The sequence below is a fragment of the Desulfopila inferna genome, assembly GCF_016919005.1.
Lineage (GTDB): Bacteria > Desulfobacterota > Desulfobulbia > Desulfobulbales > Desulfocapsaceae > Desulfopila_A > Desulfopila_A inferna.
The window spans coordinates 26,202-52,373 of record NZ_JAFFQE010000007.1 but is presented as its reverse complement, the minus strand read 5'-3'; the positions used below and the strand labels follow the sequence as shown (position 1 = coordinate 52,373).

23 protein-coding genes are annotated in these 26,172 nt (G+C 47.6%); 8 read left to right on the top strand and 15 right to left on the bottom strand.

The genetic code is table 11. The annotated features are described in order from the left end of the window. Positions 1-80: 80 nt before the first annotated feature. From JWG88_RS16265 to JWG88_RS16250, 4 genes are all read right to left on the bottom strand, one after another. On the bottom strand, positions 81-2,300 hold the full coding sequence (locus JWG88_RS16265) for a GumC family protein (protein WP_205234860.1): 2,220 nt from the start codon (positions 2,298-2,300) through the stop codon (positions 81-83). 133 nt (positions 2,301-2,433) lie between these two features. Next, entirely contained in the window at positions 2,434-3,225 is a 792-nt protein-coding gene (locus JWG88_RS16260) for a polysaccharide biosynthesis/export family protein (protein ID WP_205234859.1), read from the bottom strand. 100 nt (positions 3,226-3,325) lie between these two features. Beyond that, positions 3,326-4,714, bottom strand: coding sequence for an outer membrane beta-barrel protein (locus JWG88_RS16255; RefSeq protein WP_205234858.1), 1,389 nt, complete (start codon positions 4,712-4,714; stop codon positions 3,326-3,328). 350 nt (positions 4,715-5,064) lie between these two features. Then, on the bottom strand, positions 5,065-5,493 hold the full coding sequence (locus JWG88_RS16250; protein WP_205234857.1) for a hypothetical protein: 429 nt from the start codon (positions 5,491-5,493) through the stop codon (positions 5,065-5,067). A 497-nt stretch (positions 5,494-5,990) separates the two neighbouring features. Here JWG88_RS16250 and JWG88_RS16245 point away from each other — a divergent pair, with 497 nt between their 5' ends. Continuing rightward, positions 5,991-6,644, top strand: coding sequence for a YdcF family protein (locus JWG88_RS16245; protein WP_205234856.1), 654 nt, complete (start codon positions 5,991-5,993; stop codon positions 6,642-6,644). A gap of 48 nt (positions 6,645-6,692) precedes the next feature. Here the strand turns inward: JWG88_RS16245 and JWG88_RS16240 are convergent, their stop codons facing one another. Next, positions 6,693-8,183 (bottom strand): PilZ domain-containing protein, encoded by a 1,491-nt coding sequence (locus tag JWG88_RS16240; protein WP_205234855.1) that lies wholly within the window; start codon positions 8,181-8,183, stop codon positions 6,693-6,695. A gap of 101 nt (positions 8,184-8,284) precedes the next feature. Beyond that, positions 8,285-8,578: a hypothetical protein gene (locus JWG88_RS16235; RefSeq protein ID WP_205234854.1), complete on the bottom strand. Its 294-nt coding sequence runs from the start codon at positions 8,576-8,578 to the stop codon at positions 8,285-8,287. Positions 8,579-8,762: 184 nt separating this feature from the next. Between JWG88_RS16235 and JWG88_RS16230 the strand changes: the two genes are divergently transcribed. From JWG88_RS16230 to JWG88_RS22185, 5 genes are all read left to right on the top strand, one after another. Next, positions 8,763-12,023: a winged helix-turn-helix domain-containing protein gene (locus JWG88_RS16230; protein ID WP_205234853.1), complete on the top strand. Its 3,261-nt coding sequence runs from the start codon at positions 8,763-8,765 to the stop codon at positions 12,021-12,023. Positions 12,024-12,198: 175 nt separating this feature from the next. Next, positions 12,199-12,735: an REP-associated tyrosine transposase gene (locus JWG88_RS16225; RefSeq protein ID WP_205234852.1), complete on the top strand. Its 537-nt coding sequence runs from the start codon at positions 12,199-12,201 to the stop codon at positions 12,733-12,735. A gap of 1,081 nt (positions 12,736-13,816) precedes the next feature. Next, entirely contained in the window at positions 13,817-14,053 is a 237-nt protein-coding gene (locus JWG88_RS22190) for a nucleotidyltransferase family protein (RefSeq protein WP_205235068.1), read from the top strand. After that, a complete protein-coding gene (locus JWG88_RS16215) occupies positions 14,043-14,186 on the top strand; it encodes a HEPN domain-containing protein (RefSeq protein WP_205234851.1) in 144 nt (47 codons plus the stop codon). Before JWG88_RS22190 ends, JWG88_RS16215 begins: the two co-directional genes overlap by 11 nt. Beyond that, positions 14,183-14,434, top strand: coding sequence for a HEPN domain-containing protein (locus JWG88_RS22185; RefSeq protein ID WP_205234850.1), 252 nt, complete (start codon positions 14,183-14,185; stop codon positions 14,432-14,434). Before JWG88_RS16215 ends, JWG88_RS22185 begins: the two co-directional genes overlap by 4 nt. Positions 14,435-14,439: 5 nt before the next feature. Here the strand turns inward: JWG88_RS22185 and JWG88_RS16205 are convergent, their stop codons facing one another. Beyond that, entirely contained in the window at positions 14,440-15,309 is an 870-nt protein-coding gene (locus tag JWG88_RS16205; protein WP_205234849.1) for a glycerophosphodiester phosphodiesterase, read from the bottom strand. Positions 15,310-15,940: 631 nt separating this feature from the next. Here JWG88_RS16205 and JWG88_RS16200 point away from each other — a divergent pair. Then, entirely contained in the window at positions 15,941-16,225 is a 285-nt protein-coding gene (locus JWG88_RS16200; RefSeq protein WP_205234848.1) for a nucleotidyltransferase family protein, read from the top strand. 415 nt (positions 16,226-16,640) lie between these two features. Then, entirely contained in the window at positions 16,641-17,810 is a 1,170-nt protein-coding gene (locus JWG88_RS16195) for a nucleotidyltransferase domain-containing protein (RefSeq protein WP_205234847.1), read from the top strand. 169 nt (positions 17,811-17,979) lie between these two features. Here JWG88_RS16195 and JWG88_RS16190 read toward each other — a convergent pair whose 3' ends face one another. From JWG88_RS16190 to JWG88_RS16155, 8 genes are all read right to left on the bottom strand, one after another. After that, on the bottom strand, positions 17,980-19,140 hold the full coding sequence (locus JWG88_RS16190; RefSeq protein WP_205234846.1) for a glycosyltransferase family 4 protein: 1,161 nt from the start codon (positions 19,138-19,140) through the stop codon (positions 17,980-17,982). Then, a complete protein-coding gene (locus JWG88_RS16185; protein ID WP_205234845.1) occupies positions 19,137-19,649 on the bottom strand; it encodes a YdcF family protein in 513 nt (170 codons plus the stop codon). The genes JWG88_RS16190 and JWG88_RS16185 overlap by 4 nt, the downstream gene beginning before the upstream one ends. A gap of 131 nt (positions 19,650-19,780) precedes the next feature. Then, positions 19,781-20,806 carry an EpsG family protein gene (locus tag JWG88_RS16180; protein WP_205234844.1) on the bottom strand — a complete coding sequence of 342 codons (1,026 nt, stop codon included), beginning with the start codon at positions 20,804-20,806 and terminating at the stop codon, positions 19,781-19,783. 20 nt (positions 20,807-20,826) lie between these two features. Continuing rightward, entirely contained in the window at positions 20,827-21,798 is a 972-nt protein-coding gene (locus JWG88_RS16175) for a glycosyltransferase (protein WP_205234843.1), read from the bottom strand. A 376-nt stretch (positions 21,799-22,174) separates the two neighbouring features. After that, positions 22,175-23,401: a glycosyltransferase gene (locus JWG88_RS16170; protein WP_205234842.1), complete on the bottom strand. Its 1,227-nt coding sequence runs from the start codon at positions 23,399-23,401 to the stop codon at positions 22,175-22,177. 113 nt (positions 23,402-23,514) lie between these two features. Continuing rightward, positions 23,515-24,399, bottom strand: a complete 885-nt coding sequence (locus tag JWG88_RS16165) for a class I SAM-dependent methyltransferase (protein WP_205234841.1) — start codon at positions 24,397-24,399, stop codon at positions 23,515-23,517. Then, positions 24,396-25,505, bottom strand: a complete 1,110-nt coding sequence (locus JWG88_RS16160; protein WP_306793118.1) for a glycosyltransferase — start codon at positions 25,503-25,505, stop codon at positions 24,396-24,398. Before JWG88_RS16160 ends, JWG88_RS16165 begins: the two co-directional genes overlap by 4 nt. Then, a complete protein-coding gene (locus JWG88_RS16155) occupies positions 25,505-26,071 on the bottom strand; it encodes an acyltransferase (protein WP_205234839.1) in 567 nt (188 codons plus the stop codon). Before JWG88_RS16155 ends, JWG88_RS16160 begins: the two co-directional genes overlap by 1 nt. Positions 26,072-26,172: the final 101 nt, after the last annotated feature.

Here is a 26,172-nt window from a genome sequence, read left to right as displayed (position 1 = left end):
GAAGGAGCACAGGGGAGAGTCCCGGTCAAGCCGTGCATGCAAGGATCCGGCAGGACCAAAGAAAGGCAGAGGAGTGACTATCAGTTTTTGGCATAGTAGGTATTATATCCGGAATAATATCCGCTTCCGGCATCCGACTTACTCATCCCGTTTAAGATAAAGCCCAGGAAATTCGCGTTGACATCGGACAACTTCCGCATGCCGCTATAAAGCATATCGTTGGTGGTTTTCCTCGCCCTGACAACGACAATGGTGCCGTCAACTATCCTGCTTATCGCCAGACTGTCGGTCACCAACTGGATCGGCGGAGAATCGATGATGATAAAATCAAAGGTTTCCTCCATTTTCTTGACGAGCAGCATCATTTTTCTGGAATTAAGCAGCTCGGCGGGATTAGGGGGAACAGGACCGGATGGAATGAGTTTTATGTCTTCTCCGGGAACATCATGCAGAATGCTGCCGGGCTTATTACCGGAAAGATAATTGCTCAGCCCTGCTGTATTATCCACACCAAAAATTTCGTGCATTCGCGGTCTGCGCAAATCACAATCGATGATCAGCACCTTTTTATCATCCTGGCTCAAAATACGGGCAGTGTTAATTGACGTTGAAGTCTTCCCTTCCTGCGCGCCCATGCTGGTGATAAGAATGGTTTTAGGAGGTCTTTCCGCGGAAGAGAGCAACAGATTGGAGCGCACCAGCCGATAGCTTTCCGCCAGAGGAGATAAGGGCTGCCGAAGAATGTAAGATTCTATGTTCTCCCCTTTGCCTTTGAGCTGGGTGACCGTGCCAAGCACTGTCGAGTCGAATTTTGCAAGAAGATCTTTTTCGGACTTAACGGTATTATCCAGATATTCCAGGAAAAATGCCAGACCGCCCCCAAGAGCCAAGCCAAGTATCAGCCCCAGAGCAAGAGCTCTCTTTTTATTGGGAAATGACGGAGCCTGTGGCAACTCGGCGTTTCTGGCCACCCAGATGTTGACGCTCTGTGCCTGTTCGGTTACCCCCGTTCTTTTGATACTCGAGGTAAGCGTATCATAGAGAACCCGATTGGTATCCACCTCCCGCTGCATAATGGAGAGTTGAACAAACTTTTCATTGACGGTGAGCAGTTCCGATTTGGTCGAGCCCAGCAGTTCCCTCAGGTTTTTCTCCCGGGACTCGGCAAGTTCATAAGAGTTTTTCGTGGAAGCGATTATACGGTCAACCTCAAATTTCATCTCATTGTTGAGAATTTCCAACTCGTCTTTGGCGTTAATCATCACCGGGTGCTTGGGCCCGTATTTTTTGGAAAGCTCCTCGATGTTCTGCCTGGCTCGGAATATTTTCTCCCGAATTGCCTGAATCACAGTATTCGTGGAAAAGATCGGGATACGCTCCAAGGCTGCCATATCGTTTCTGGCATTGGTTATCTGCGTATAGATATTTTCAAGATCCCTGCGCTCCGTTTGCGCATTGGTAAATTCCGAGTTAATCTGCGAAAGCTTCTCGGGAATAACGGCTAGCCTGTTCTCCACGGTTACCAGATCATTCTCACGCTTATATTTCTGCAAGGCATTCTCGGCATCTTCCAGCTTTTTGCGTTCTTCCTCAGCCTTTTCCGTCATCCACTGCAGTTCATAACTTGTGGAGCTGACCTTGATATCGAGAGTGACGTCCTTGTAGGCCTGTACCACGGCGTTGGCTACAAGTTTGGCGATTGACGGGTTTTCATGGCTGTAGGTGATATTGACGATTTTTGATTCGGGCATGGGCGAGACCTCCAGCCCTCCCCGGATCATTTTGGCGATTATATCCGCATCGGTATACACTTCCCTGTCAAAGCCCGCAGCATTACCGTCTTCACCTGCCGCCTCTTTTACCTGCCCTATAGGAAGAATGGATTTGATGGTTTCCTTGAGGCTCGATTTCATCTCGGCAAAAAACGATTTCTTCCGAGGCTTTTCAGGGAAAAAATACTGCCTGTATTTTTTATCAAGCTGCAGATTTTCCACAACTCTTCTGGCTACATTTTCACTTCTGATAATCTCGGTCTGAGTCGAGAGGAAATAAGGATCATACCCCGAATATTGATAATCAAGTTTGCCCGAGCCCAGGTTCTTCTCAACAAGCACATTCGAAGATGCGGTATATACAGGGGTGGTAGTGTAGACCTTCAGTACCTGCCAGAAAAATACTATGAAAGCAACCGTGACGATTATCGGCAGTCGTTTTCTGACAATACTTAAATAGTCACGGATATTTATTTCCTGCTCGGCCGGTTCTTCCTGATATATATCCAACGAACGATCGTCTCTCATAGCCAACTTCAGTATGTTTTAAAAAAATTAGCTGATTAGCCCTTAATCCTCAACTCAAGGTCGGGACTGGGGCGGCTGCAGCAAAGCCCCCATGGACGGGTTTATGGCGGCCCGAAAAGAGCAGGGTAAGGCACTAAAAAAAGCTTTCCGGCACCACAATCACATCATCCTGCAGCAGCCTGGTATCAAGCGGCACATCCTTATACAGTTTCTTTTCGTTATCGACGATCCGAATTATTCGTACACCGCCTTTGGAGGCCTTGCCGGTAAAGCCACCCGACAATGCAATAATTTTAAGAACGGTGGTGTCGTCTCCGCAGGAATATGTTCCCGGTTTGCTCACCTCACCGGTGACGAAACACATACCTCCTTTGGAGATGTTGACGGTGTCGCCATCAAAAATCTGGACATTCTGGCTGATATCGCCTTTTTCAATAAGCGCCTCCAGATCGACTACAATAATGTCATCACCGTCCAGGCTGTTGCGCTTTATCGTTGCCGTGTCGCCGGCATCCTTATCGAGGCCGCCTGCCTTGGAAATAATCTCAAGAAAACTGATGGCACCGCTCAACTCGATCAGACCGGGATTGCGCACCTTACCCAGCACAACCACCTTTTTGCTTCTATAGTCCTCAATAAAAACGTTTACCTGTGGATTGACGAGATAACCGTCGGCAAGCAGCCGGGTAATTTTCTGGGAAATCTCCGGGACTGTAAGATCAGTTACTTCAACAAGACCAAGCAGCGGGATAACGATCTTTCCATCGCTGTTGACCATGACCTTAGTGGTGAGATCATCGTTATCATAGACGGTGATCTGAAGAACATCACCGGGACCGACCTGATACTCTTTTGCTGCAGAAAAGCTGCTGTTGAGCAGCAGGGCAAATACAATCAAAACTGAGTAAAAAACTGGCAACCGCAATTCAACACCTCTTCCACCCTTATTACAGCCACAAACTCCCCTGTGAGGAAATGAAGATTTTCATCAGGGGAGTAATCTAATCTAAACTCCAGCCAAGATACTATAAAGCCAGATTCAAACCAACCATAAAGGTGTTTGTGGTATACTCAAAAATCTCCTGACTTGAATCCACCTCTTCGTATTCGTAAGCTACTTCGGCTCTCAGCCATTCTTTAAAGAGATACTGCAGGGCCGGCCGTATCAGCAGGGTCTGATCCTCCCGATCTTCCGCGATCAGCTGGCTGTAGTCTGCGTCCTCATAACGCAGATCAACGCTGCCGCTGATTTTCTCGGTAAATTTCTGATCATACCCCAGGCTTGCTCCCCAGACTGTCCTGTCCGAGGCGACAAGGCTGTCGGTTTCCTCATTCATGCGATAGAGCGCCAGATTCAGGGATGTTTTTTCAGAATAGCGATATGTCGCCTGCACATCCAGGGCAAGGCCGTCATAACCTTCCCTGCCTGCTTCATCAAATTCTCTATCCTGATAACCGGCCTTAAAAAGCAAAGCAAGTTTCTCGGTGGTATTCCAGCGCACACCTCCATAATAAAAATCCTGAACACTATCATTAATTGAAGCTATGTCATACTCGACATCAACATATTTATACTGCAGGAAGAAAGATGTTTTTATACTGTAGTTATAATAACTATATACTTCGATGCTATTATCAACCCTGTTCTGGAAAGCATCGATAGCCTCATCATACTCCAGGTAAAAATTGGAATAGTCTACCTCGAACCTTAGCTTTTCGGTCATTTCCCAATCGGCGGTAGCTATAAAGAGGTTTGAGTCGAATCTCGGTCTGTCCTCTTCCCGACCCAGCGTCTCAACACCAAAGGTATCCTCCGCCCTGGTAAATCGTTCTATAGCTTGAAGTGAAAGACCACCCCGCATATTATAACGGAACAAGCCTTCAGCTACCAAGTCTGTATCATTCAGATCGGAATCCGCGGTGTAATATTTGAAATCGGCACCAATCAAGGCATACGAAATGAATCTGTCAGGTGAGAGTCTGTCGTTTAACTGGTTCGATAAACCGCCCGGCGAGGTGTTATGGGGTGTTATGGCAATTGGAATGATCTTCTTTCGCGGCAGCGCAAACCATATACCCGGAGAAATCCTGGTCAGGAAACTATCCTCTTCATCGGTATTGGTGTTGTAGACATTGTCAGAGTATTCTTCATAGATATTGATATAGGGGTGGAAATATCCTCCCCGAATACCGAAAATACTCCTCTCATCCCCTACTTCGCTGTCTTCAGGCAACAAGGAGGGCTGATCCTGCCGCTGCCCCATCGGCATATCGATGCCTTCTTCAGTGACTACATCGGCCGTCGCGGCGACCACAATTAAATTATCTATATTCACCTCGCTAGCGTAGCCGGAAACCGGTTGGGCCGCCACAAAGCCTCCCAAAAGAGCGCAACACCACCATTTATTGTCCATCCCCCCCCCCTCACAAAATTTCCTATAATCCCGGAACTAACAAATTCTCAAAAAAAAAATGGACTCCGGATCCGTCATCCCGGACCTTGATCCTGGACTGAAATGACGTAACCATTCTATTTCTTATGTTTTAAAAGGTTGGCAAAGCATGTAAAAAAACAGGTCAATCTGAAACAGATTGACCTGTCTCCACTACTCCCCTCTAATCATGCTTGCTTAAAGTAGTACTTTTTAATTTTCTGATTACCAATGAAACTGCCAGCTGGATCGAATTGTAACCTGGCTAAATTCAATGAAATCTTCATACGGATAATTTTTTCAAAATAAACAAGAAAGCAATCCGTAAGGCACTAAAATGCAGATGGGCTGACGTTATCGCCATCACCGCCGGGATTAATGCTGACAAAGCTTGTCCCGGTGCTGACCGGTGTAAAGGGCTGGGCATCAGCTACTCGATCACTACACTCGGCGACACTCTTCCTGTAGCCGGCAGCGACCATTAATTCAGAGATGTTGTATTCAGCTGCTGCTTCCACTATATCCTGCCCCTGAGCTCCGGCACAATAGAGCGCCTTGATCAGGTTTGAAGGATTGAGACCTTCAAACTGCAGCCCGTTTTCCACAATCATAGTCGGGGCGGCACCTTCTCCCATGGCAACCTCAACAGCCTTATCGATACCTTCATTTAAATATGTATTTTTAAAATCGACCAGCCATTCGGCGAATGCCGCCGAAGAAGTTACCAGCAAAAATGCCAGAGCTATAGCTATCTTCCTCATTATCTCTCCTCCACAAATCTTTCTTTCATCTCCGGGAATACCCGGTGTATTATCAGGATAGGAACCACATATCCAGTTCCGCGTTTCTTCTTCTGAAGCGACAGGAACTGACTTCTCATTTTCCGCGATTACGGAAAACGGAAACCTTATTGATACCTAACACAACAATTAACGTACGGTCTGTTTTAATGCAAGGTATTTTTTTTGTTATAGATAACTTTTTATTCTGGAATCATAAGGTCTTCCGGCCACCATTCCAATTCGATTTCGTTATTGTAACTCGGATCATCTGTTACCATTACCGAATCATTCAGTGAGGATGGTCTCGTAAAAGCCATCAAAGGTGCCGAGACGGACTTTGCGAAAAGCGCAGACTTCAAATAGTCATTGCCATAACTCTTTCCAGTAGATACATTAACTGCATCTTCTCGACAACGAAGCACTCTCGGATCATCCATTCTTTTTTAAATTCTCAAGATAGTCTCGGGCATCTTCATATGACCTTTCTTAAAAATCTCTTCCTTTTCACGGCAATCCTTGCCGGCATACTAATGCTCGTAGCTCTGCTCCAGATCAGCGCCATTCTGGTTGTGGAAAGCAAAGATCCGGATCTGGAAAGAGCAGACCTTATTGTTGTTTTTCCGGGAGGCCAAGAACGAGTCACAGCCGCCCTTGCCCTTGCTGAAAGCGGCTATGGCGCAAATCTCTCGGTAATTAACAAAACAGCCGCTAATCTTCAGAAATCAGTGGACAAACAAAAAATCACTGCCGAAATTCAGCTGATTACCGGCGACGAAAGCCGCTCAACCTTTGAAGATATCGTCAAAACCAGTGGTATCATCCGGCAAAACCAGTTTAAATCCCTTATCCTGGTAACCTCCTCTTATCATATTCCCCGCTCCATGTTTCTTCTGGAAACATTTCTTAAAACTTCGGGTATGAGGGTCAAAGTTCAGTATTATCCGGTCAATCCCAACAAGAACCACAATCGCACCAGGAAATTGAAAACATATTACAATGAATTGGTGAAGTTATGGGGAAGCTCCGTGGAAATGGCTTGCTATGGTCTGACCCAAAAACTTCCTGCCGATATCAAGGGATTCAACAGGGTTATTGATTTTTTGCGCACATACCTCCTGTTCAAAATCTAACCAGACCAGCCAACGACAGAAGATAAAGTTTACCTGTAGGATTCTCTTCTACTTGCCGGAAATAACTGCTGGAATAAAAGGCTGTTTTCTACCATCCAGGCTGGTCAGGAAGTTGGCAATAGCCTGTTCCTGATTCAGGTGAAGGCCATCAAACCTGAAGCCATGGTAATAGACGCTATCCTTTTCCGAAACCCAGATATGCTCTGCAGTCAGTGCGAGTTCTTCCACTTCGTCCTCGAAAGGAAGATATATCTTGAGATTCATATCTTTATGGAGAGTTTCCAAGCCCTTCACATGGGCCATGCAGCCACTGACCGAAAAATCCAGGACCTTGCCTTCCAAATATATTTCATCATGAGGTCCCTTGCACCTCACCCTCAGGTAAACGTTATACCTCTTCGCCTTCCGAAATATTTTAAAGTTATCGAACCCGCCCAGTAGAATTTTTAAAAAACTATACGCTTCACCGTTTTTCGGTTTTCGTTTCTTGAATTTTCTACTGTAGCGAAGCAAAACCGGAATATAGAAAGATGCGATGGTATAAATGACTAAATAAGTCCCGAATATGGCAAATAAACAATACTCGGGAATATTACGGAAAGGCAAAAGCAAGCTTGTCGCACCGAAAAGAAAACTTAAACCAAGGATGGTCCTGACTGCCCGGACCCGTCCCATACCATAGCGCATGAAGATATGATGCAGGTGATATTTATCCGGCATAAATGGACTCGAGCCGTTAATAGCCCTTTTACACATTATCACCAGAGTATCGGTGATCGGTACTGCGAGTATCATTAATGCCGCCACCGGAGGCATGACACTACTCGCCCCCTGGGTCAGGGCAAGCGCCATGAAACCAAGGGAGAACCCCAGGCAAAGACTGCCGGCATCTCCCATAAAAAGTATGGATGGATGCCAGTTGAACTTGAGAAATCCCAAAACGGCGCCGGCAAGGGCAAAATTGAGCAGCATCAGCGGAATATTGCCGCCGATCGAGGCATGAAGCGCAAAAAAGAGAAAGCCGTTGAAGGAGATTCCACCGGCCAGTCCATCGAGGCCGTCGATGAGATTTATGGAGTTGATCACGCCGACGATACAAAAGGCGGTAACGATCCAGATAGCAATATCACCGCCTGGAACATATATATTGCCAATCCCCAGAATATCGCCGAAACTGCTCAAGCTCACCTTGCTGAAATAGATGAGTAAAACAGTCGCTCCTATCTGCGCAAGAAATTTCTGCTTATGCCCAACCTCGAGGAAGTCATCGAGGAATCCAATAAGAAGCAAAACCGATAACCCAAGAAAATATCCCCGTAATCCGGCTATGGGAATAAAGGCAAGGCTGCTGAAGGTTGCCGCTATCATCATGCCTATACCGCCCACCAATGGCCGGGGTGTCGCATGCACCTTTCTGCTGTTGGGCTGATCGAGCAGCCCGATCCGCTTGGCAATATGAGCAAGTTTCGGCAAAACAAACAAAGCCCCGAACAACGAGCATAGAAAAACCGTAATTATCCGTAGTTCGTCGCTAATCATTACACTCCCCCCCCCGAAGCAAAATCTATATCACTGTTCTATCCCCATAGCGGAACATAGCAATACCACATTTCACTAACGAATGATATAGGTAGAAATACCTATTTTTTCAATTTTCTTTGATGGATATGATTAGCACTTATTATTTCCAAATTTATAGGATTACGGTCTGCCGGATCCTGACCGCAAAGGGTCTTATCAACAAAGGCCTTCCTGATTTCCTTGGATTCGTTGGGATAATGTTCAATCAGACAGCTGTGGCAAATGCCATGACTGATGCTTCCCCCTTTACCTGACATCTCCGCGACACGCTGATAAAAGTACTCACGTAGAAATTTTTGACAGTAGACGCATCTGACCTCCACTCTACTTTCCTTGTCTTTTCCCAATTTCATTTTCAACCTCTTCTCTCTAATCCCCAATTTCAGTGCCGTAGCAACTGGAAACGCATACACAGGGACCCAAACTACAGCATCTATCTTAAAAAAATCTTAACTGTTGCGCCAAGGTCTGCTACATTGCAACTTTTGAATACAAGAAAAGGTTTGGCAGCTGCAACTCTTCTCACGAAACGGAAACATGAACACATTATCTGCACAATCGGCACAACGTCAGGACCACAAACTCACCGCCCCAGCTCATCAACCTGGAAGACTCATCGAGAGGACGATGTTGATGCAGGAACTCAAGCACCTGCAGGCCCAGAGGAAACGGGCAATCCTCATCGAGGCTCCCGCCGGATCCGGTAAATCGGTATTTGCTCAGCAATATGTCGCCCACGGTGATATGCCCTCGGGCTGGTGTCAAATCGGTCTGGAGGATCATGATCCCGTCGCTTTTCTGCAGGTGCTGGTTTTGCTTCTGCAGAAGAATCTGCCCGGTTTCCATTCAGGCGTTGTGGCCAAGGCCCTTGCGGAAGGCAGCATCCATTACCGGGAGGCCGTTAATTTCGGGGCACTTCTGGCGCAAGAGATTCATCAGAGCGATACCCCCGCTTTCCAATTGGTAATCGACGATCTGCACCTCCTGGAGGGTGCCGGCGACAGTACCGCCCTGCTGCTCGCCATCATGCGAAACTCTCCCGACTGGATGCAATGGATTCTCGTCTCCCGTCACTCCGTAAAAAATATTCTTAACGTCAACCTGCTGGATATCCCGACCCTGATCATTGACAATGACAATCTTGATTTCTCCATGGAAGAAACCGCCCGCCTGTTTCAGAAGACATTCGGGATAATGCTGCCTTTTGAAGAGATCGAGCAGATTCAGCAACAGACGGAAGGATGGATTACCGGCCTGACTCTCTGGGCGATGCAGTCGGATAAAACGCAGGTGCAGGGAGTTAAGAGAGGCAGCTCCTTTCAACTCTCCAGAATGCGGCATCATCTCAGCGAATATTTTCAGGAGGCCGTTCTCTCCTCTTTCTCTCAGGATCAGGCCGAGAAGATATTGCTGATGGCCCTGCTCGAAGATCTTCCCAGAGCCCTGCTTGAGCGTCTTTTCAGCCCCGAGGGTGCTACAAGCCTGATTACGGCAATGACACAGAAGAACCGCTTTCTCCGTTACCTCGATGGTGAAGCTGCCATATTCAGCTTCCATCATCTTTTTCGTGAAAGCCTTCTCCCCCTGTGCGAAAGCCGGATGACGGTCCAGCAGCGCCGGGAGATACTGCAGCAGGCCTCCCTTCATCACCTGGAAACAGGAGATCCGCTGCGGGCATTGCGCTATAGCGCCAGGATCAGCGATTTCTCCTTTTGCGAATCCATACTGCGCGACTTCGGTCTGCAACTGCTGCATCGCAACCAGGTAAAGACACTGCAGCTGATCCTCGACAGCATTCCTCCTCAATATATCGATGATCACCCCTGGCTGAGCTTTTATTACGGCACCTGCAAACAAGACTCCGAACCCGCGCGAGCGCTCTCTTTTCTCCGTAACGCCAAGAAGCTCTTCGCAAAGACAGAGGATGATATCGGGCTGCTGGTCGCCAACAGCCAGCTCATCGAATACCACGCCATCATCGACGGCCAGTTCAATGCCATGCAAAAATATGTCGACGAGCTTGAAGCCGTTTTTGCGCACAGGCAGCACGACCTCCCCATCAGCCTGCAACTGCGCATCTCATACTCACTGGCCGTGGGTTTCTGTTTTCTGCAGATGAAAATGGATAAGGTTCGCCATTACGACACCTGGGTTTTGCATACCAGCGAAAAGCACGGTCTCGAAAACATGACCGCTATGGCACGCCTGATCCGGGCCTATCGCTGTGGTTTTGTCGGGAATTGGGAGGGCTACCTGGAAGAGCTGGAGGCATCGCTTCATTTTGTTGCCAATCCGCGGGTGAACGGCTTGACAAGGCTGTTCCTCTATCTGCTGCAGGTGAACCTCCTTGAAATGACAGGTGATTTTATAAACTACAGAGAACAGAGAAAAGAGCTCGTCTATGCCGGAGAGCAGGATGCCCTGGTGCAGAGTATTATCGGGCCTCTGCTCGCTGTGCTCAATGCAGACATGGCGCTTGCCGAAGGCGATATGAACGGAGTGGAAAGATACATCGAACAGGGCCTGCAAAACAGCTACGCCGGTGCCAAGCCGCACATGCGCAGCCAGTTCCTCTACTATCAGGCAATGGCTGATGCCGTCAAGGGCCGGCGGGCCGAAGCCCTGGCGGCAATCTCGGAATCTCTGCAGCTTCGCCAGCAGACAGGCGCCGTCTCCTTCGTCATCCTTTCTCATCTTTTTGCCGGCGCCGTTTATTCCCGGCTCGGCATAGCCGACGAAGCCCTGCAGCAATTCAGCAAAGCCCTTGAGCTTTCCTGTGATCTCGACGATGAATTCAGCAGAGCCGCCATCTATGCCCACCGCGCCATGCTGCAGTTCCGCGAGCATGGGGAGGAGCAGGCACTTGATGATATCCACAGTTGCCTGGAACTGATGAGAAAAAACAAATACAAACACTTTTTCTCCTTCATGCCGGAGATCATGCGCCCGCTCCTTCAGCTGGCCATACACCACAACATCGAAACTCAACATGCCACCTGGATCCTGGCCGAGACCCTGCATAGCGGCATCAACAAAGAGGGCCAAATACTTCCTTTCCTGGAAATCCGGCTCCTCGATGACTGGTGCATCGTCTCGGTTAATGGAGCGCTGATGCGCCTTCACGATCTCAGCCGAAACGAGAAGATACTGTTCCTCGCCCTCATTGAGTCGCCGGGAAACTGCCTCGACAGAAATGCTATCTCGGAGCGTCTCTGGCCGGAGAAGACGGAAAAGAAGCAACGCTCCAGTCTCGACGTCTTGATTTCCCACCTTCGCAGAAAGCTGAGCGCACTGGCAGAACCTTTCAGCAGCAAGGAATATCTCCAGGTTGAGCAGGGTATCATCAAATTGCAGCACTGCCTGATCGATGCCTTCAGGTTCCTCGAGTTTACCCGCTTGGCGCAGCAGCATCATGAAAAGGGGAAAATCTGGCAGGCCTCCAATAATTTTCATCTGGCCTTCAGGCTCTGGGGCGATATGGGTTGTGAAGGAATCCGGCTGGCCGAAAGTTCGTACCTGGCCGATAAGGTGGAGAACGAATACATCAAGTGCGCTAAAATCTGGGCAGGCCTGCTGCGGTTAAAGGGGAAGCAGGAGAAAGCATTGGAGCTGCTGGACAGCGCCTTTCGGCAGAGAAGTCATGACCTGGAACTTGCCCGGCAGCTCTATAACCTGCACGTCGAGAGCAACAACCGGATTGAGGCACAAAAAGTCATTCAGATCTACCAGCAGGCCTGCCTGGATAGCGGTATTGTCTCCGATGCGACCGATGCGGCTGCAGGTGTCTTCTGGCAATGAGTCTGCCGAAGCACCAGACTAAACCGAACATCATAAAAAACCACCAAATTACCATAACCTGTAGGTTGGCGGTGAGCGCAGCGAACCCCAACAAACAGCCTTTCAAAATTACCCCTCTTTTGGTATACTTGGACTTCCTCACCTTAACCGCCAACATTCCAAGACAGGAAATAGCATGCAATACCGTAGAGCCCGCGTGCAAGGCGGCACATATTTCTTTACGGTTAATCTCGCCGACCGCCAAAGCCAGTTGCTGGTTGATAAAATCGACACTTTACGCAATGTCATTTCACACGTAATCGATCGCCACCCTTTCACAATCGATGCCATGGTGGTCTTGCCTGAACATCTTCATGCCTTATGGACGCTGCCGGAGAATGATGTTGATTACGCTACACGCTGGATGTTGATAAAAACAGGATTTTCAAGGCATATTAACAAAGGGGAGCCCCGCACTCTGAGCAGAAAAAGCAAAAAAGAACGCGGGATCTGGCAACGCCGTTATTGGGAGCACCTCATCCAGGATCAACAGGATTATAACAACCACATAGAATACATCCATTACAATCCGGTAAAGCACGGATATGTACGATGCGCCTCAGCCTGGCAATATTCCAGCATCCACCGCTATATCAAGGATGGTATTATAGAAAAGAACTGGGGCATCGGCATCGATCCGGCCGACGAAAAGAATTTCGGAGAAAGGAAATAAAAACGTTGGGCTTCCCTTCGCTCAGCGCCAACCTACTGTATCGCCACGCCAAGTGCTCCTGACACCCTCACCACCAGACTGAACAGAAACATCAAAAAAACAATCAACTACCATAACCTGTAGGTTGGCGGTGAGCGCAGCGAACCCCAACAAAACCCAGCCTTCAAAAACGTTGGGCTTCCCTTTACTCAGCGCCAACCTACTGTATCGTCACATAGAGTGCTCCTGGCACCCCCACCACCAGACTGAACAGAAACATCAAAAACACAATCAACTACCATAACCTGTAGGTTGGCGGTGAGCGCAGCGAACCCCAACAAAACCCAGCCTTTCAAAAACGTTGGGCTTCCCTTCGCTCAGCGCCAACCTACTGTATTGCCACGCCAAGTGCTCCTGACACCCTCACCACCAGACTGAACAGAAACATCAAAAAAAACAATCAACTACCATAACCTGTAGGTTGGCGGTGAGCGCAGCGAACCCCAACAAAACCCAGCCTTCAAAAACGTTGGGCTTCCCTTTACTCAGCGCCAACCTACTGTATCGCCACGCCAAGTGCTCCTGACACCCTCACCACCAGACTGAACCGAAACATCAAAAAAACAACCAACTCCCATAACCTGTAGGTTGGCGGTGAGCGCAGCGAACCCCAACAGAACCCAGCCTTTCAAAAACGTTGGGCTTCCCTTCGCTCAGCGCCAACCTACTGTATCGCCACGCCAAGTGCTCCTGGCACCCTCACCACCAGACTGAACAGAAACATCAAAAACACAATCAACTACCATAACCTGTAGGTTGGCGGTGAGCGCAGCGAACCCCAACAAACCCAGGCTTTTTAATTATCAGGATCTTTGCCTCAGGTGTAAGCGTCTTAATTTAACAATAAAAATTGCTTAGGTAACTTTTATTGATTAGGATAATAGTAAGAAAGCGGAGGCAGATAAAGTTTGGTCTCCGAAACTGCAGTACAGTAAAATTTTAGGTGTCCACCCATTTCGACATGTGGAGATTTCGATGACAAGTGAAAGCAAGGAAGACTTGAAACATTACATTATCGATAGTTTAAAAGCCGAAACGGAAAATTCAGCGAATTGTCCTGTTCGGGTCTTTCACCAGCTCAGATAATCCCAATGACATCGATATCGCCATTTTCCAGGATAGCGATGATGACTACCTCAGACTTGCAGTGAAGTATCGCCGCCTGACTCGCCATATTGCCAGACAAATACCTCTGGACATTATTCCGCTTAAAATTGGATGCTTCTCAAGCCCCTTTCTTGAGGAAATTGAACGCGGAGAAACCGTTTATGAGAGATGATGCAAAACAATGGCTTATGTTTGCCGAAGAGAACCTAAAATTTGCAAAAATCCTGCATACCAATCAGCTTTTCAATCCTTGCCTTCAAAACATCCAGCAAGCCGTTGAAAAAAAGCTCTCAAATCCATATTGATTGAAAAATCCCTTAAACTCCGCAGGACACATAGCATATCAGAACTCCGGAATATTCTTCTTGCCAATACCATAGACCTCGACCTCAAGGAAGAAGAGTGTGAATATCTCGATTCCATATATTTACCCTCTAAATATCCACTTGGAGCCGCACTTCCTGGTTTTGCACCGGATGAGAATATCTGTCAGACAGGAATTGCAATAGCGGAGGCGATCTTACTCAATGTTAAATCCTTATTGGCAAAGTAAACCAATCACACCTGCCGACTTCCTAAATCAGGCCACTGCAACAGTGAAAAAAGCCCATACTGGAGGAACTGGTAAAATGCGGTGACCGAGGATTCACCCCAAAGCCGGTCCGAGAAATCCTTGTGAACGATATACATCGTGTCATCAAAATCCCAAAAGACGATGGTCTTGCCCTTCGGCTTGAAGGCAAGGAGATCATCGATATTGCGCAGATTGGCCGTATGCAGCATGATATAATCGGCCTTGGCGGTGTTGAGTTCCCTGTAGAGATTTTTTGTCAGTCCGTCCAGATGCAGATAGGTCGATGCTGTCAGCCAATAGACCTGGCCGGTCGGCACATTGGGATATTTTTGTTTGACATATTGAATGACCTCGCTCGAAATGGAGCTTATCATGATGTCGTTTTCCCGCTTAAGGACTCGGATATCCTTCATGATCTCATCCACCAGCTGCCGGTCTTCCTCAAGATCCCCCTGCGATTTTATTTCGATGTTGAGTTTCTTCTTCAACAAAACAATGACGCTGTCGAAGGTCGTTATATTGCCCTCGGTTATTTCGAGCAGTTCAGCAAAGGTCGTTTCACCAATCTCCCGCGGATTGCCAAAGAGGCGCAACAGTCTTTTATCGTGATAGACGACAATTTTTCGGTCCTTTGAATATTGGACATCAAATTCAATGAAGGCATATCTGCTGTCCCTGTCAGCAGCCTGCAGCGCCGCCAGGGTATTTTCCCGAAAATCTACCGAGGCGCCACGATGTGCACCGGCCGTGCACCTGTATCCATAGTAATCGGAGGGTGAAATTTCCTGCCGTTCGAGAATTTTCTCCAGGTTGACAATACTGGACGGCATCGTGCAGCCGACAACTAAGGTCATCAGAGCAGGCAAAGCAAAGCAGAAATACCTATACCCACGGCGCAGGCGACCACCTGCGCAGGATAGGCTACTAACACTTTTATCTGTTGAAGAAGATTCAGAAAAGGTCTGCATATGTTTTCAAAAAAAAGTGAAAGCTCTCCTAAAGAGGTTGTAAAACACACTTCAGTTGATCGGAAAATTAACAAGATGAATGTAGAGGCAGATCCCTGCGCGCCTCTGATTCTTGTTCAAAACTTGTAATCACTTTTTTTAAGTAAGCACGAAGAGATATCCTATTACAGCCTTTCAGAAAACGTTGGCCTCCCTGTCACTCATCACCAATCTTTACCGCCTCGTACATCATTCCCGGCACCATCAGTACCAGGCTAAACCTACCCATCTTAAAAACCACCCAATTCCCACAACCTGTAGGTTGGCGGTAAGCGCAGCGAACCCCAACAAAACCCGTTCTTCATTTATCAGGATCTTTGCTTCTGAAAATTTTAAAATCACCAATATTAAAGGCGTTAATCATTCTAATTTCAGAATAAAAATTGCTTAGGTAACTCTAATGAATTAGGATAATAATAAGAGCCATAAATAGTGATCAGATAAAAGCAGACATCTGGACCACGACAGGAGACAAATTATGGATAGACTGATGGAACAACACCGTGAAGAGATCAGGCGGCTTGCCCTGTTACGCGGAGCCTGTCGGGTAAGGGTATTTGGTTCGCGGGCTCGCGGCGATGCCGGTCCTGAGAGTGACGTTGATATCCTGGTTGATCTTGAAAAAGGCCGCTCAGCACTAGCACTCGGGGGGCTGCTAATGGACCTTCAGGACCTCCTGGGTAAGAAAGAGGAGGTGGTGACGCCGGCTGCCTTGCATCCGAAAATTCGCGACCGAATTCTTGGGCAGGCAATTGATATATGACGCTCTCCGAACGTGATCAGGTGCATGTTGAGCAGCCCTACCACCACTCCAAATCCTATCCCAAAAACTCCCAGCCTACCGTCGCGAAAAATGAAATTGAAAGAATAAGCGATGGCCTGTTTTGCCTACCACTTTATGAATTTACAGAAAGAATGTTTAACAAATTTTAAAATTTTGCTTCGGAGGTTGAAAGTTGGATAGAAAGGAAAGAAATTCAAAGATGTATTTTTTTCAAAAAAGTCTTATACCATATTTCGCCATTGGGCCTTGCTTTAACTGCTATTTTATAGAAGTGTATAGATTTTTAAGAGCGTTTATCTCGAAAGTGCCATATTTTCTAACTTCAAATCCAATGCAGTACTAGTAATACAGGAAATGACATATAATCATATGATATGATGAGTCTAATAAAGAAATGCGTAATGAAGATGCTCTAATATTGCACCTAACTTGCAAAGCTTTAGATCTGCCAGCCTATCAGTCCTTAAAAATTTCTGAAAATGAAGACTTTGATTGGGAATATTTTGCTAAAGCCTCAGTGATTCATGGAGTTTTTCTTTTAATATATCCGATTTTGAAGCTTACCAGACTGATCACCATTCCTGAGAATCAAAAGGTAGTATTAAAAACACTGGCCAGAAATTACACTATCAAATCTATAAGGCTGTCCGCGGAACTTGTAAAAATATGCACATTGCTTAAAGGAAAAGGAATACCGGCTGTTCCTTTTAAAGGACCAACTCTTTCCCACGCAGTTTATGACAAGCAGGATGTGCGCATATTTTCAGACCTGGATGTTCTTTTAAAAGCCAATGATGTTGAGAATGCGTTAGTCTGCTTGCAGGAGCAAGGATATGCTCCTCTGATCAATCTCGACCAGGAACAACTGACCAGATATAAGTCATTTGAAAATGACATTCAGTTGTCAAATTTAAATGGCGTTGTTGTCGAGATTCACTGGGAAGCAACAGGGCGATATTTAGAGAAAGCATTTGACTTTGAATATTTTGGATCAAGAGTTCATAATATGGATTTTTTTGAGACAAAAATTCAGCAGTTAGCACGTGAAGATCTGCTTATTTATCTCTGTGTACATGGGACTAGACATGCCTGGGAACGTCTGGAATGGCTTTGTAGTGTTGCATGTATTTTGAGAAATCCTGATATCGTGGATTTCACAGAAATATTTTCCAGAGTAAAAAGTCTGGGATGCCGCAGAATAGTTCTCCAGGCATTCATCCTAGCACAAGAAGTTTTTGCAATTGATTTGCCTAAAATTCTTCAGGAAAGAATAATGCGTGAACAAAAAACCTTGGATATAGTGGGTAAAAACAAAAAAGACCTATCCCCTGTTTACAATGATGGATTAAATACCATCCAAAAAAGTGGGCATAGATTCAAATTGTTCCAGTTTCTTCTTCGAGATCATTGGACTGGTTCTGTAAAGTATTTGTTTCGGCAGGTATTTCGGCCCAGAGTTACAGATTTTCAGTTAATATGCCTTCCAGCTAAACTATTTCCACTATATTATCTCATCCGCCCGTATAGACTAGTATTGAAAGGCTTAATAAATTTAAAGCGTTAGTTGCAGTCCAGCCAATCTTTTTTAAGATTACAAGTTACTATATTTTTTCAAGCCAATTTTAGATGTTGTGTGAAATATAACTCAGACAAATGATAGAGCTCCCGTAGGGAATGAAGGAGATAGTATTTTAAAATCACAGATCAACAAAGGTTAATGAAATTAACACACATTAGCTGCCTTTAGTATCCCCTCTCTCGGCCATAAGCTCATGGTAAACCGCTAACGTTTTTTTAATGACGATTTTTTCATCAAATTCGTTGAGAACGATCTGTCTACCGGCTGCACCCATTTTATGGCGCTGCTGAGGTGAAAGGATCAGTTCTTTTAAAGCCTGGGCCAGGGGCTGCGAACCCTTTGGCGGTACCAGAAGACCATTGACTCCGTTTACAACCAGCCCCCGGCAGCCGGCTATGTCGGTGGCGACGATCGGTTTACCCATAGCTGCAGCTTCAATAAGGATGCGAGGTGTGCCTTCGCGGTAGGAAGGCAGGGTGACGATATCACTTTTAGCGATCAGTGCCGGCATATTGTCAATGTGACCGAGGTAAATAATAGCTTTCTCGTTTTGCAGGGCTTCCAGGTCTGCCTTGGTGAGGGAGGAAGGATTGCCGGGATATAGCTCACCCGCGATCAAGAATTCGGCCTGCAGTCCCTGGCCTTGAAGCAGGCGGGCAGCCTCAACTAGCTCAAAAATACCTTTTTCACGAAGTAGCCGCGAGGCGAAGAGGATGCGTACCGGTCTCTCGGCCCCAGAGGCGCAAAAAGCGGGTTTAAAACGACCGCAGTTGACGCCGGAGCCACGAATCAGCCGCGTCAAGTAACTCTCCGACATGCCATATTTGACGAATGCGGCCTGGTCTTCTTCGTTCTGGAATATTACGCGGCCAGAAGGGTTGTTGAGGGCGAGACGATAAAGTACTTTAACTACAGGGCGAAGAAGACGGGCCTTGATGCCGGTATCGGTAAAGATGTGCCCCATACCGGTCACGGCGTTGGCTCTGTTGGTGATACCGGCAAATTTGGCTGCCAGGCTGCCGTAGAGTACGCATTTGATGGTGAAATGGTGCAACAGATCGGGCTTTTCTCTGCGGTATAGCAGGATCAGACGCAGCAGAACGCCGAACTCGCGCAGTGGATTGGTACTTTGGGTCGAGAAAGGAAAAGGGATCCATCGAAAACCGATCTGCTCAAGCTTCGGGCCGTAGTCACCCGGTGGGGACATCAGAATCACTTCCCATCCTTCGGAACGCAGCTTGTATGCCAGCGAAAGACGGAAGTTGTAAAGGTACCAGTCCGTGTTGGCAAAGAGGAGAATTTTTCGATTATTCATTGCAGACTTCCGGCAGGCAGCAAGGGGTCCATAATGGCAAAAACGACCTTGCCAAACTCCATCCATACCGTCTCCAGCGTCCGGCGATGCCGCCACCAGCTTTCGTTTGGTTTGAACAGATTGCCATAATCTCCATTGCTGACAGTAGTTACCTGAATTCCACTCTCTTTAAACACCTGTTCAAACAGAATATGAGCCCGGCGTGTATGGTATGGAGAGGTGACAACAAGGATATTATCGATGCTGTTCTCCCGGCAGAAAAACAAGGATAATTTGGCGTCAGTCCTTGTATTGACAGAACCCTCTAGGAACGTGACGTTTTTCTCATCAAAAGCACCGTTTGCGCTGTAGTTCCTTATAATATGACGCCAGTCACGCCTACTGGTGTCGACAAGAACCAACTGTTCAACCAGCCCCTTGTCATAGATATTTATTGCTTTACGCAGGCGACTGCCGTCACCACCACCGAGGACTATGACGACATCAGCAGCAACCGGTTGACTGTCCATTACGAGATATGGCCCAATGGCGAAAAGCGACCCGAATAGAACCAAAAAAGCGGTGATGATTCCGCAACCAAAAACCAAGAATGTGAAAAGTGAGAATTTCAACTATCTGCCCCATCTGTGTGAATGTCTAACTACAGATTAAAGAAAGGAGGAAATCTGTACGGCAGCCAACTGCCGGCATGGCTGGCAAAGTTTAACCAGACCCACAGGACCAAGGCATATCCCCCAACCACTCCCCAGCGCAATAAGGGCCTGTGATTTCGTCCTCTTATCATTGTTTCCACACGGGAAAAAACAAACATCTGAATTGGCATGAAGTAAAGGGCAATGCGGTCCACCGCAGTTGAAGCGAATGGGACCAGAGGGATACCGGCCAGAGAGAAAATGGCGATCCAGGTCCAAAGTTTCTTTTCATAATCATTTTTAGCCATCCATTTACGGTTGAATAAAAACAAAAATGCGGGAATTGCATTCATAGCTATCCGGATACCGCCACCCTCAGACACGCGCCCCCGTTCCACATAGTGATGCCATAAATGTTCCTGGGATTCTGCAAGTAACAGCCATGCCATGATGATACTGACAATCCCAACCCACGTCCACGTCCAAAGTCGGCTTTTCGTGCTGGCCAGGGCAGCCAGCGGTAGAAGAATCACCGCTGATTTATGGAACAGAGCACCAAAAATAATCAACAGAACAAACGACCAATGACGTCCTTTCATGAGGCACACAAGAGCCAGCAATTCAAAGCCCAAGGCGACACTTTGCCGCGTGTAGCCCATTGCCACAACCACTATCATATAGGGGATGGCTACTAAAAGAGCCAGCAAAGGACGAGGTTGCTGCCTGGCAAAGATAATCACTCCTGCCATAACAATCGCGCCGCAAACCAGGTTGACCAGGTAAATTTGACCATCTACTTGAGCAGTCAGCCAGTTCAGGGCTGCATAACCGGGGTCTTTCTGCATCCAAATGCTTTCAAAGGGTGCTCCTACCATGCGCCTGTAATGAAAAATATAGCTGAACCAATCGCCACCGACTTCAAAGCGAAAGCCAATCAGAAATGCAAATGTTATCCCCGTTAATAGCCAGAGCCAGCTTCTCATATTTCGCGCTGCAGGCGGGACCAACATCGCCAGAACTGGCATGGCATACATGAACAAGTAAACTTCCACTGTTAACCTGCCACCGCTTTAAGGATTTGCACCCACCGCTGGGCTTGTACCTGCAGGGCGTATTCTTCTTCAACCATAGCCCGCCCCTTGCGGCCCATGCTCCGGCGTAACTTGGAATCAAAAAGCAACTGTATCAATGCCCATTCCCACTCCTGGAGCGTAGAGGCAAGAAAGCCATTTTCGCCATGTTGTATTATTTTGCTGTTAACACCAACCGGGGAGGCCACCACCGGCAAACCGCAGGCCATATACTGGATCAACTTGTAGCCGCACTTGCCACGTTCCCATGGACCGTCCGGTAAGGGCATGATACCGATATCGAACCCGGCTACGACTTCAGCCTCCGTCGCCTCTTGCCATTGAATTATTTCAGCATGAATGATATTCAACTCCTCCAGAAACTTCTGCTGAACACCAACCAGGACCAACCGGCCACCCACTTCCGAGCACACGCGCTGAAGCACCGATCCTATATCGCGAATATATTCTTGCGTGGTAGGAGAACCAATCCATCCGATCACAGGTACCTGACGATCTCGCATTCGACCGGGCGAATAACGTGACGTGTCCACTACAGTCGGCACGATCTCTATACGCCGTGCTCCGGCTTTCTTCGCACGATTTCCCAGATAGGTGTTCCCACAGACAACCATGGCCGCTTTTGCCATTACCCTGTCGATCTTACGACCAAGTAACTGCCGCACCATAAATCTTTTCGACAGGTCATAGTTGTGAAATATGGCATCATCGTAATCCACAACGTAAGGGATGCATGATGGCATGAGAAAATTTTCGATCCAGAACGGGATATAAGGAAGAGCTTCCTTTTCAAGAATAATAAGATCCACCTTTTTCAATTTGCAAAGGGCCTGGGCGCGCTCATGGTAGTACTTGAAAATAGCACGGTGCGAACTTTTTTTCCCGGCGTAGAGATTGCGCAAATAGGCGTCATCGAACAGCGGCAATACTTGCACATCTAATCCTGAATTCTGAAGATAAGAGACATATTGCAGGGTTCTCAGTCTGCTACTGGCACCCAAACGGGAATATTTGGAAAAAATGGCAATTTTCAAAACAAATAATTCATCTACTTATTGCTTGCATTGTTCAAGCTGCTTATATATCTTGTTATATTTTCCAGCGCCGCTATCGGCTGAGAAAAAATCTTTTGCAGCCTCACGGCATTTCTCAGGGGAGTGCGTGTTTCTACATAAGTTAATAATTGGTCAACCACACGGCAAAGCTCCGCTGTTGATCCGCCATGCGTTTTCATCCCTACATCTTAGCGTTCAATCAAGTCAGCCACGTCACAGGTTTCAGCTTTGACGTTAAGACATTATTCATGATGCCTCAGCCTCCAACAACAAAGGGATCGAGCCGGCGATAGATGGCTGCGTATCTTTTCGCGCCCTGGTCAGCCGAGAAGTAGTCTTCTGCGGCATGGCGGCAGGCACCGGATGCCACAATTTCGTCATATCGTCCCAGCAATGCCCTGGCCGCAGCATCCAGCTGTGCGACGTCATAAGCATTATCCACCACGACACCCACCCTGTAACGCTCGATCAACCGGGCCAAATCTCCAATCCCGACATTGCCGACAACCTGCACGCCTGCAGCAAGGGATTCGCCCAAGCGGGTCGGCGCGCTCCCTATTTTAGGTGCGAAAAACATCACACCAACGTCCATTTTCGACAGCAGCGCCGGCATCTCGCCCGGTGACGCCGACACGATATCGATGTCATCGGGGTGGACGCCAGCAGACCGGGCTGCGGCCAACACCTGTTTACGGTCGTCTCGGGTGACAATGCTCGCCCGGGCATCGGGCCGGTGCTGCTTCACTACCCGGAAGAATGTAAAGTATGCATCCAGATAGAACCAGCCGCTGAGCAACGTCCCCATGGTACCTACGATGAACGGGCGTCGTTCCGCCAAAGGACGCACAGCGGCGCCAACCTGAGCGGGGGTAAAACGTCCAACGTCAACGCAGGTGGTGATCACCTCGAAGCGGTCCCGGTGAAGTTCCGGGTACTCATCTAGCAGGTGTTCAACCGCCGCTTCCGTCAGGCTGACCACACTCGCTGCATTACGCAGCAAGCGACGCTCAACCCACTTGAGTCCCCGGTATGTCAGTGATTTTTCATCCAGCCTGCCGGCAGTGACCATCTCTTCCGGCCAAAGAGCCCGCATGTCAAAAACAAACGGTTTCCCGGTCACCTTGCCGCAGAGCCACGCGGCAAGGCCCGGAATGTAACTACGACAATGAACCAGCCTAACCTTACCGCGCCGGGAGTGGCGTAGTGTCTGCCAAAACAGCACTAACAAATCCCAGGCCGTAGCCAACATACGAGGGCGGTGATGGTAGGTCTGTGGCTTCCAGGCGATACCAAGATCGACGCACTCCGCTTTCAGATTCCGAACGGCCTTTTCGTCGGCTAGGTCAGCCGGCTTTTCGAAGCTCACCAATGTAAAGATGTAATCATCGGACAATCGGGACAAGTAGCTGAGTACCTGGGAACGACCCAGGGGTTCGAGCATGCCTGTATAGGAAAGATATAACACACTCTGACGTTCAGACACTGACTTCTCCAGCTTCTCGACCACATACTGACTCAAAACTCATAATTATTTTTACACATACTTTATACTCTCAGTTAGAATGGCACTCGCGAAGGTTAAACCAAGCCATGAGGTCAAGTGTGTCGCACAAATACACCACGAAACCGATTACCAAAGGTTGCACCTTGGAGGCTCTTGCCGCCTAGTACTTTGGCTAGTTTTGCAATAGATTGTTTGATCAAACCTCCGCTCGCATATGGCCAACCGGTCTCATAAATTTGCCAGTACTTCAAGTTAAGGTTTGGTTCAACATAAAAAAAGAAGGCCATTTGCTGACTTGCAGCAGTTCGAAAAAGGTGGGTAGGCTCATGGCCGGCGATAAAAGATGGCCGCACTATTCGTTTGATTGCGCCAAAGATACGGGCAACCCAGTAAACCGGACTAGGGTTGATCTCCAGCGGCCCTTCGACAAATAGCACGCCACCAGGTTTTAGGTTGCCTAATAATTCCTCAAGAGTGCCGGACGGGTCGGGCAGGTGTTCAAGCACGTCACCAAAATGAATTGCATCAAACATTGGTTTTTCTGGGCGTATCAGGAAGTCGTCAACAGACACAGCCTCGCAGCCAGCTTTTTGACCAGCAAAATCGGCGGCATCCTTGTCAAACTCCACCCCGAAAGGATTAAACCCCTCTTCGCTCAACGCATGTAAGAAAGCGCCAACACCACAACCATAGTCCAGCACGGATGCGCCCACTGGCAGGTATTGCTTGAGCAGTTGCGCTGACGCCGTGTATTCACCGCCGTCTTTTCCCTCATAGTGGCAGTCGTGGTACTCAGCTTTTGCGTACATCCGAGCGAAAGTCGCATCATCAGGTATCGGGTCAACAAATACACTGTTGCAGGATACGCAGTGCAAGTAGCAAAACAATCTCCCGTTGTAACGGGTGGCGTAGGGGAATGCATGGTCCTTCGAGTTTTTTGCACCGCAAATCGGGCAAGCCCGCACTGTCACATTCATACCTTGACTCCACATTCCCGAAAATAATCCAAGTATTCCTCAGCGATCTTCTCTACTGAGAAATCCTTGGCCCGATTGATCAAAGCCTGGCGGTCGTGTTTTTCATTCAGGCTAGATAGCATGGCTTCAGCCAAGGCATCGGCATTACCCACAGGCACAAGTTTTCCGTAACGGCCGCTTTCGAGTATCTCTGCTGGCCCACTGGGACAATCGGTACTCACCACAGGCAGACCACACTCAAGCGCCTCGATAATCACGTTTGACAACCCTTCCCAACTGGAGGACAAAACGAACAAATCTGCACTTCGGAACCATGGATAGGGGTCTATCGCAAAACCAGGTAAAGACACGCGATCTTGCATATCCAGACCATCAATTAGCTTTGCAAGCACTGGACGAAGCTCGCCCTCTCCTAAAATTGTGAGTTTTGCATTCAAACTTGGCGGAATTTTGACAAAAGCACGGATGAGCAACTCATGGTTTTTTTGCGTCTTTAACGATCCAACAGTCAAAATGTGGTGCGAAAAACCAGCCCCCCATAATCTTGTGCGGACTTCTGGTGGTTCGCGTTTAGATGAAATACCTGTAGCGGCAGGATTGTAAATCACCTTCACCCGATCCTTTGAGAAATTACCCAGGCGGCGAATATCATCTGCCACGCCTCTTGACACCGCCATCACACCCGTCGCAAATGGGTAGGTAATCCGCATCAGGGCCTTAAGAGGGCATAGTGAGATTTTAAGTTCTCGTCGGCACGAGACGCTAAGCTGATTGTGATCCATAAGGAATATCTTTCCAGGCCGTCCGGCCGCCAGCCAAGAAATCACTGCCGCAGAGGTTAGAGGCCACATCCCAGCCCAAATAACATCGGGTTTGTTTCGCTTCAGATATTTGACTAACGGGAATGCCACACCTCTGATACGTCGGGCTTCAAAGCCAACTACCTGGATGGCTGGCGACACCAGGGACAATAACTCACCTTCCTTCCGCATAAGGACAAATTCGATGGTGTGGCCACGTGCAGCCCAGTGATTCGCCAGATACACGGCCAAACGTTCTGCCCCCCCTCCTCGTAAATCTGGGAGTATAATAGCTAGTTTCTTCATTAAACGCGCAAATATTTTTTAACAGTAGCAGGTGTGCCTACAGCGAGACAATTATGAGGGATGTCCCCCCTAACTAGAGAATGTGCGCCAATGACTGTCCCGTCACCTATGTTTGAACCAGCTAAGACTGTTACTTTAGCTCCCAGCCAAACGTTAGACCCAATATGTATCGATGCCTTATCAAATCCTTGATCTGCCAATGGTTTACCTGAATTCGAAAATCGGTGATTCTGATCTCGAACCACCACCATTTCAGCAAGTAGTGAATCTGAACCAATTTTAATCGAACGACATGCAACGATGATACTATTTTCCCCAAAAAAACAATTTGATGCCTTGACATAGCCACCATGATCTGCCTTGATTGTTACCCCATTTGAAATACAACAATTTTTAAGAATCAATTTCGAATCATCTGTGCAGACGATAGTTACTCTACGGCCAATCCTAGTCCCAGTAAGGTCACAATTCTGGTATTTAAGACTATAATATTTTATAAGAATCTTAGTTCTAAAAATATCTATCGCACTAGAAATTGTTCTTAATAATTTAGCGATCAATATCATTTATTATCCAATGGTCAGATTATTTTCCGTTCTTCGGATTCAAGCGTACTTTTTTTCGAGAGACGCTTTCAAATTTAACTGAAATATTAAGACAACAGATC

Coding starts and splice junctions, on each gene's coding strand:
- JWG88_RS16265 (WP_205234860.1), bottom strand. CDS start 2,300: ATGAGAGACGATCGTTCGTTGGATATATATCAGGAAGAACCGGCCGAG.
- JWG88_RS16255 (WP_205234858.1), bottom strand. CDS start 4,714: ATGGACAATAAATGGTGGTGTTGCGCTCTTTTGGGAGGCTTTGTGGCG.
- JWG88_RS16250 (WP_205234857.1), bottom strand. CDS start 5,493: ATGAGGAAGATAGCTATAGCTCTGGCATTTTTGCTGGTAACTTCTTCG.
- JWG88_RS16245 (WP_205234856.1), top strand. CDS start 5,991: ATGACCTTTCTTAAAAATCTCTTCCTTTTCACGGCAATCCTTGCCGGC.
- JWG88_RS16240 (WP_205234855.1), bottom strand. CDS start 8,183: ATGATTAGCGACGAACTACGGATAATTACGGTTTTTCTATGCTCGTTG.
- JWG88_RS16235 (WP_205234854.1), bottom strand. CDS start 8,578: ATGAAATTGGGAAAAGACAAGGAAAGTAGAGTGGAGGTCAGATGCGTC.
- JWG88_RS16230 (WP_205234853.1), top strand. CDS start 8,763: ATGAACACATTATCTGCACAATCGGCACAACGTCAGGACCACAAACTC.
- JWG88_RS16225 (WP_205234852.1), top strand. CDS start 12,199: ATGCAATACCGTAGAGCCCGCGTGCAAGGCGGCACATATTTCTTTACG.
- JWG88_RS16215 (WP_205234851.1), top strand. CDS start 14,043: ATGAGAGATGATGCAAAACAATGGCTTATGTTTGCCGAAGAGAACCTA.
- JWG88_RS16205 (WP_205234849.1), bottom strand. CDS start 15,309: ATGACCTTAGTTGTCGGCTGCACGATGCCGTCCAGTATTGTCAACCTG.
- JWG88_RS16200 (WP_205234848.1), top strand. CDS start 15,941: ATGGATAGACTGATGGAACAACACCGTGAAGAGATCAGGCGGCTTGCC.
- JWG88_RS16195 (WP_205234847.1), top strand. CDS start 16,641: ATGCGTAATGAAGATGCTCTAATATTGCACCTAACTTGCAAAGCTTTA.
- JWG88_RS16190 (WP_205234846.1), bottom strand. CDS start 19,140: ATGAATAATCGAAAAATTCTCCTCTTTGCCAACACGGACTGGTACCTT.
- JWG88_RS16185 (WP_205234845.1), bottom strand. CDS start 19,649: ATGGACAGTCAACCGGTTGCTGCTGATGTCGTCATAGTCCTCGGTGGT.
- JWG88_RS16180 (WP_205234844.1), bottom strand. CDS start 20,806: ATGTATGCCATGCCAGTTCTGGCGATGTTGGTCCCGCCTGCAGCGCGA.
- JWG88_RS16165 (WP_205234841.1), bottom strand. CDS start 24,399: ATGAATGTGACAGTGCGGGCTTGCCCGATTTGCGGTGCAAAAAACTCG.
- JWG88_RS16160 (WP_306793118.1), bottom strand. CDS start 25,505: ATGAAGAAACTAGCTATTATACTCCCAGATTTACGAGGAGGGGGGGCA.
- JWG88_RS16155 (WP_205234839.1), bottom strand. CDS start 26,071: ATGATATTGATCGCTAAATTATTAAGAACAATTTCTAGTGCGATAGAT.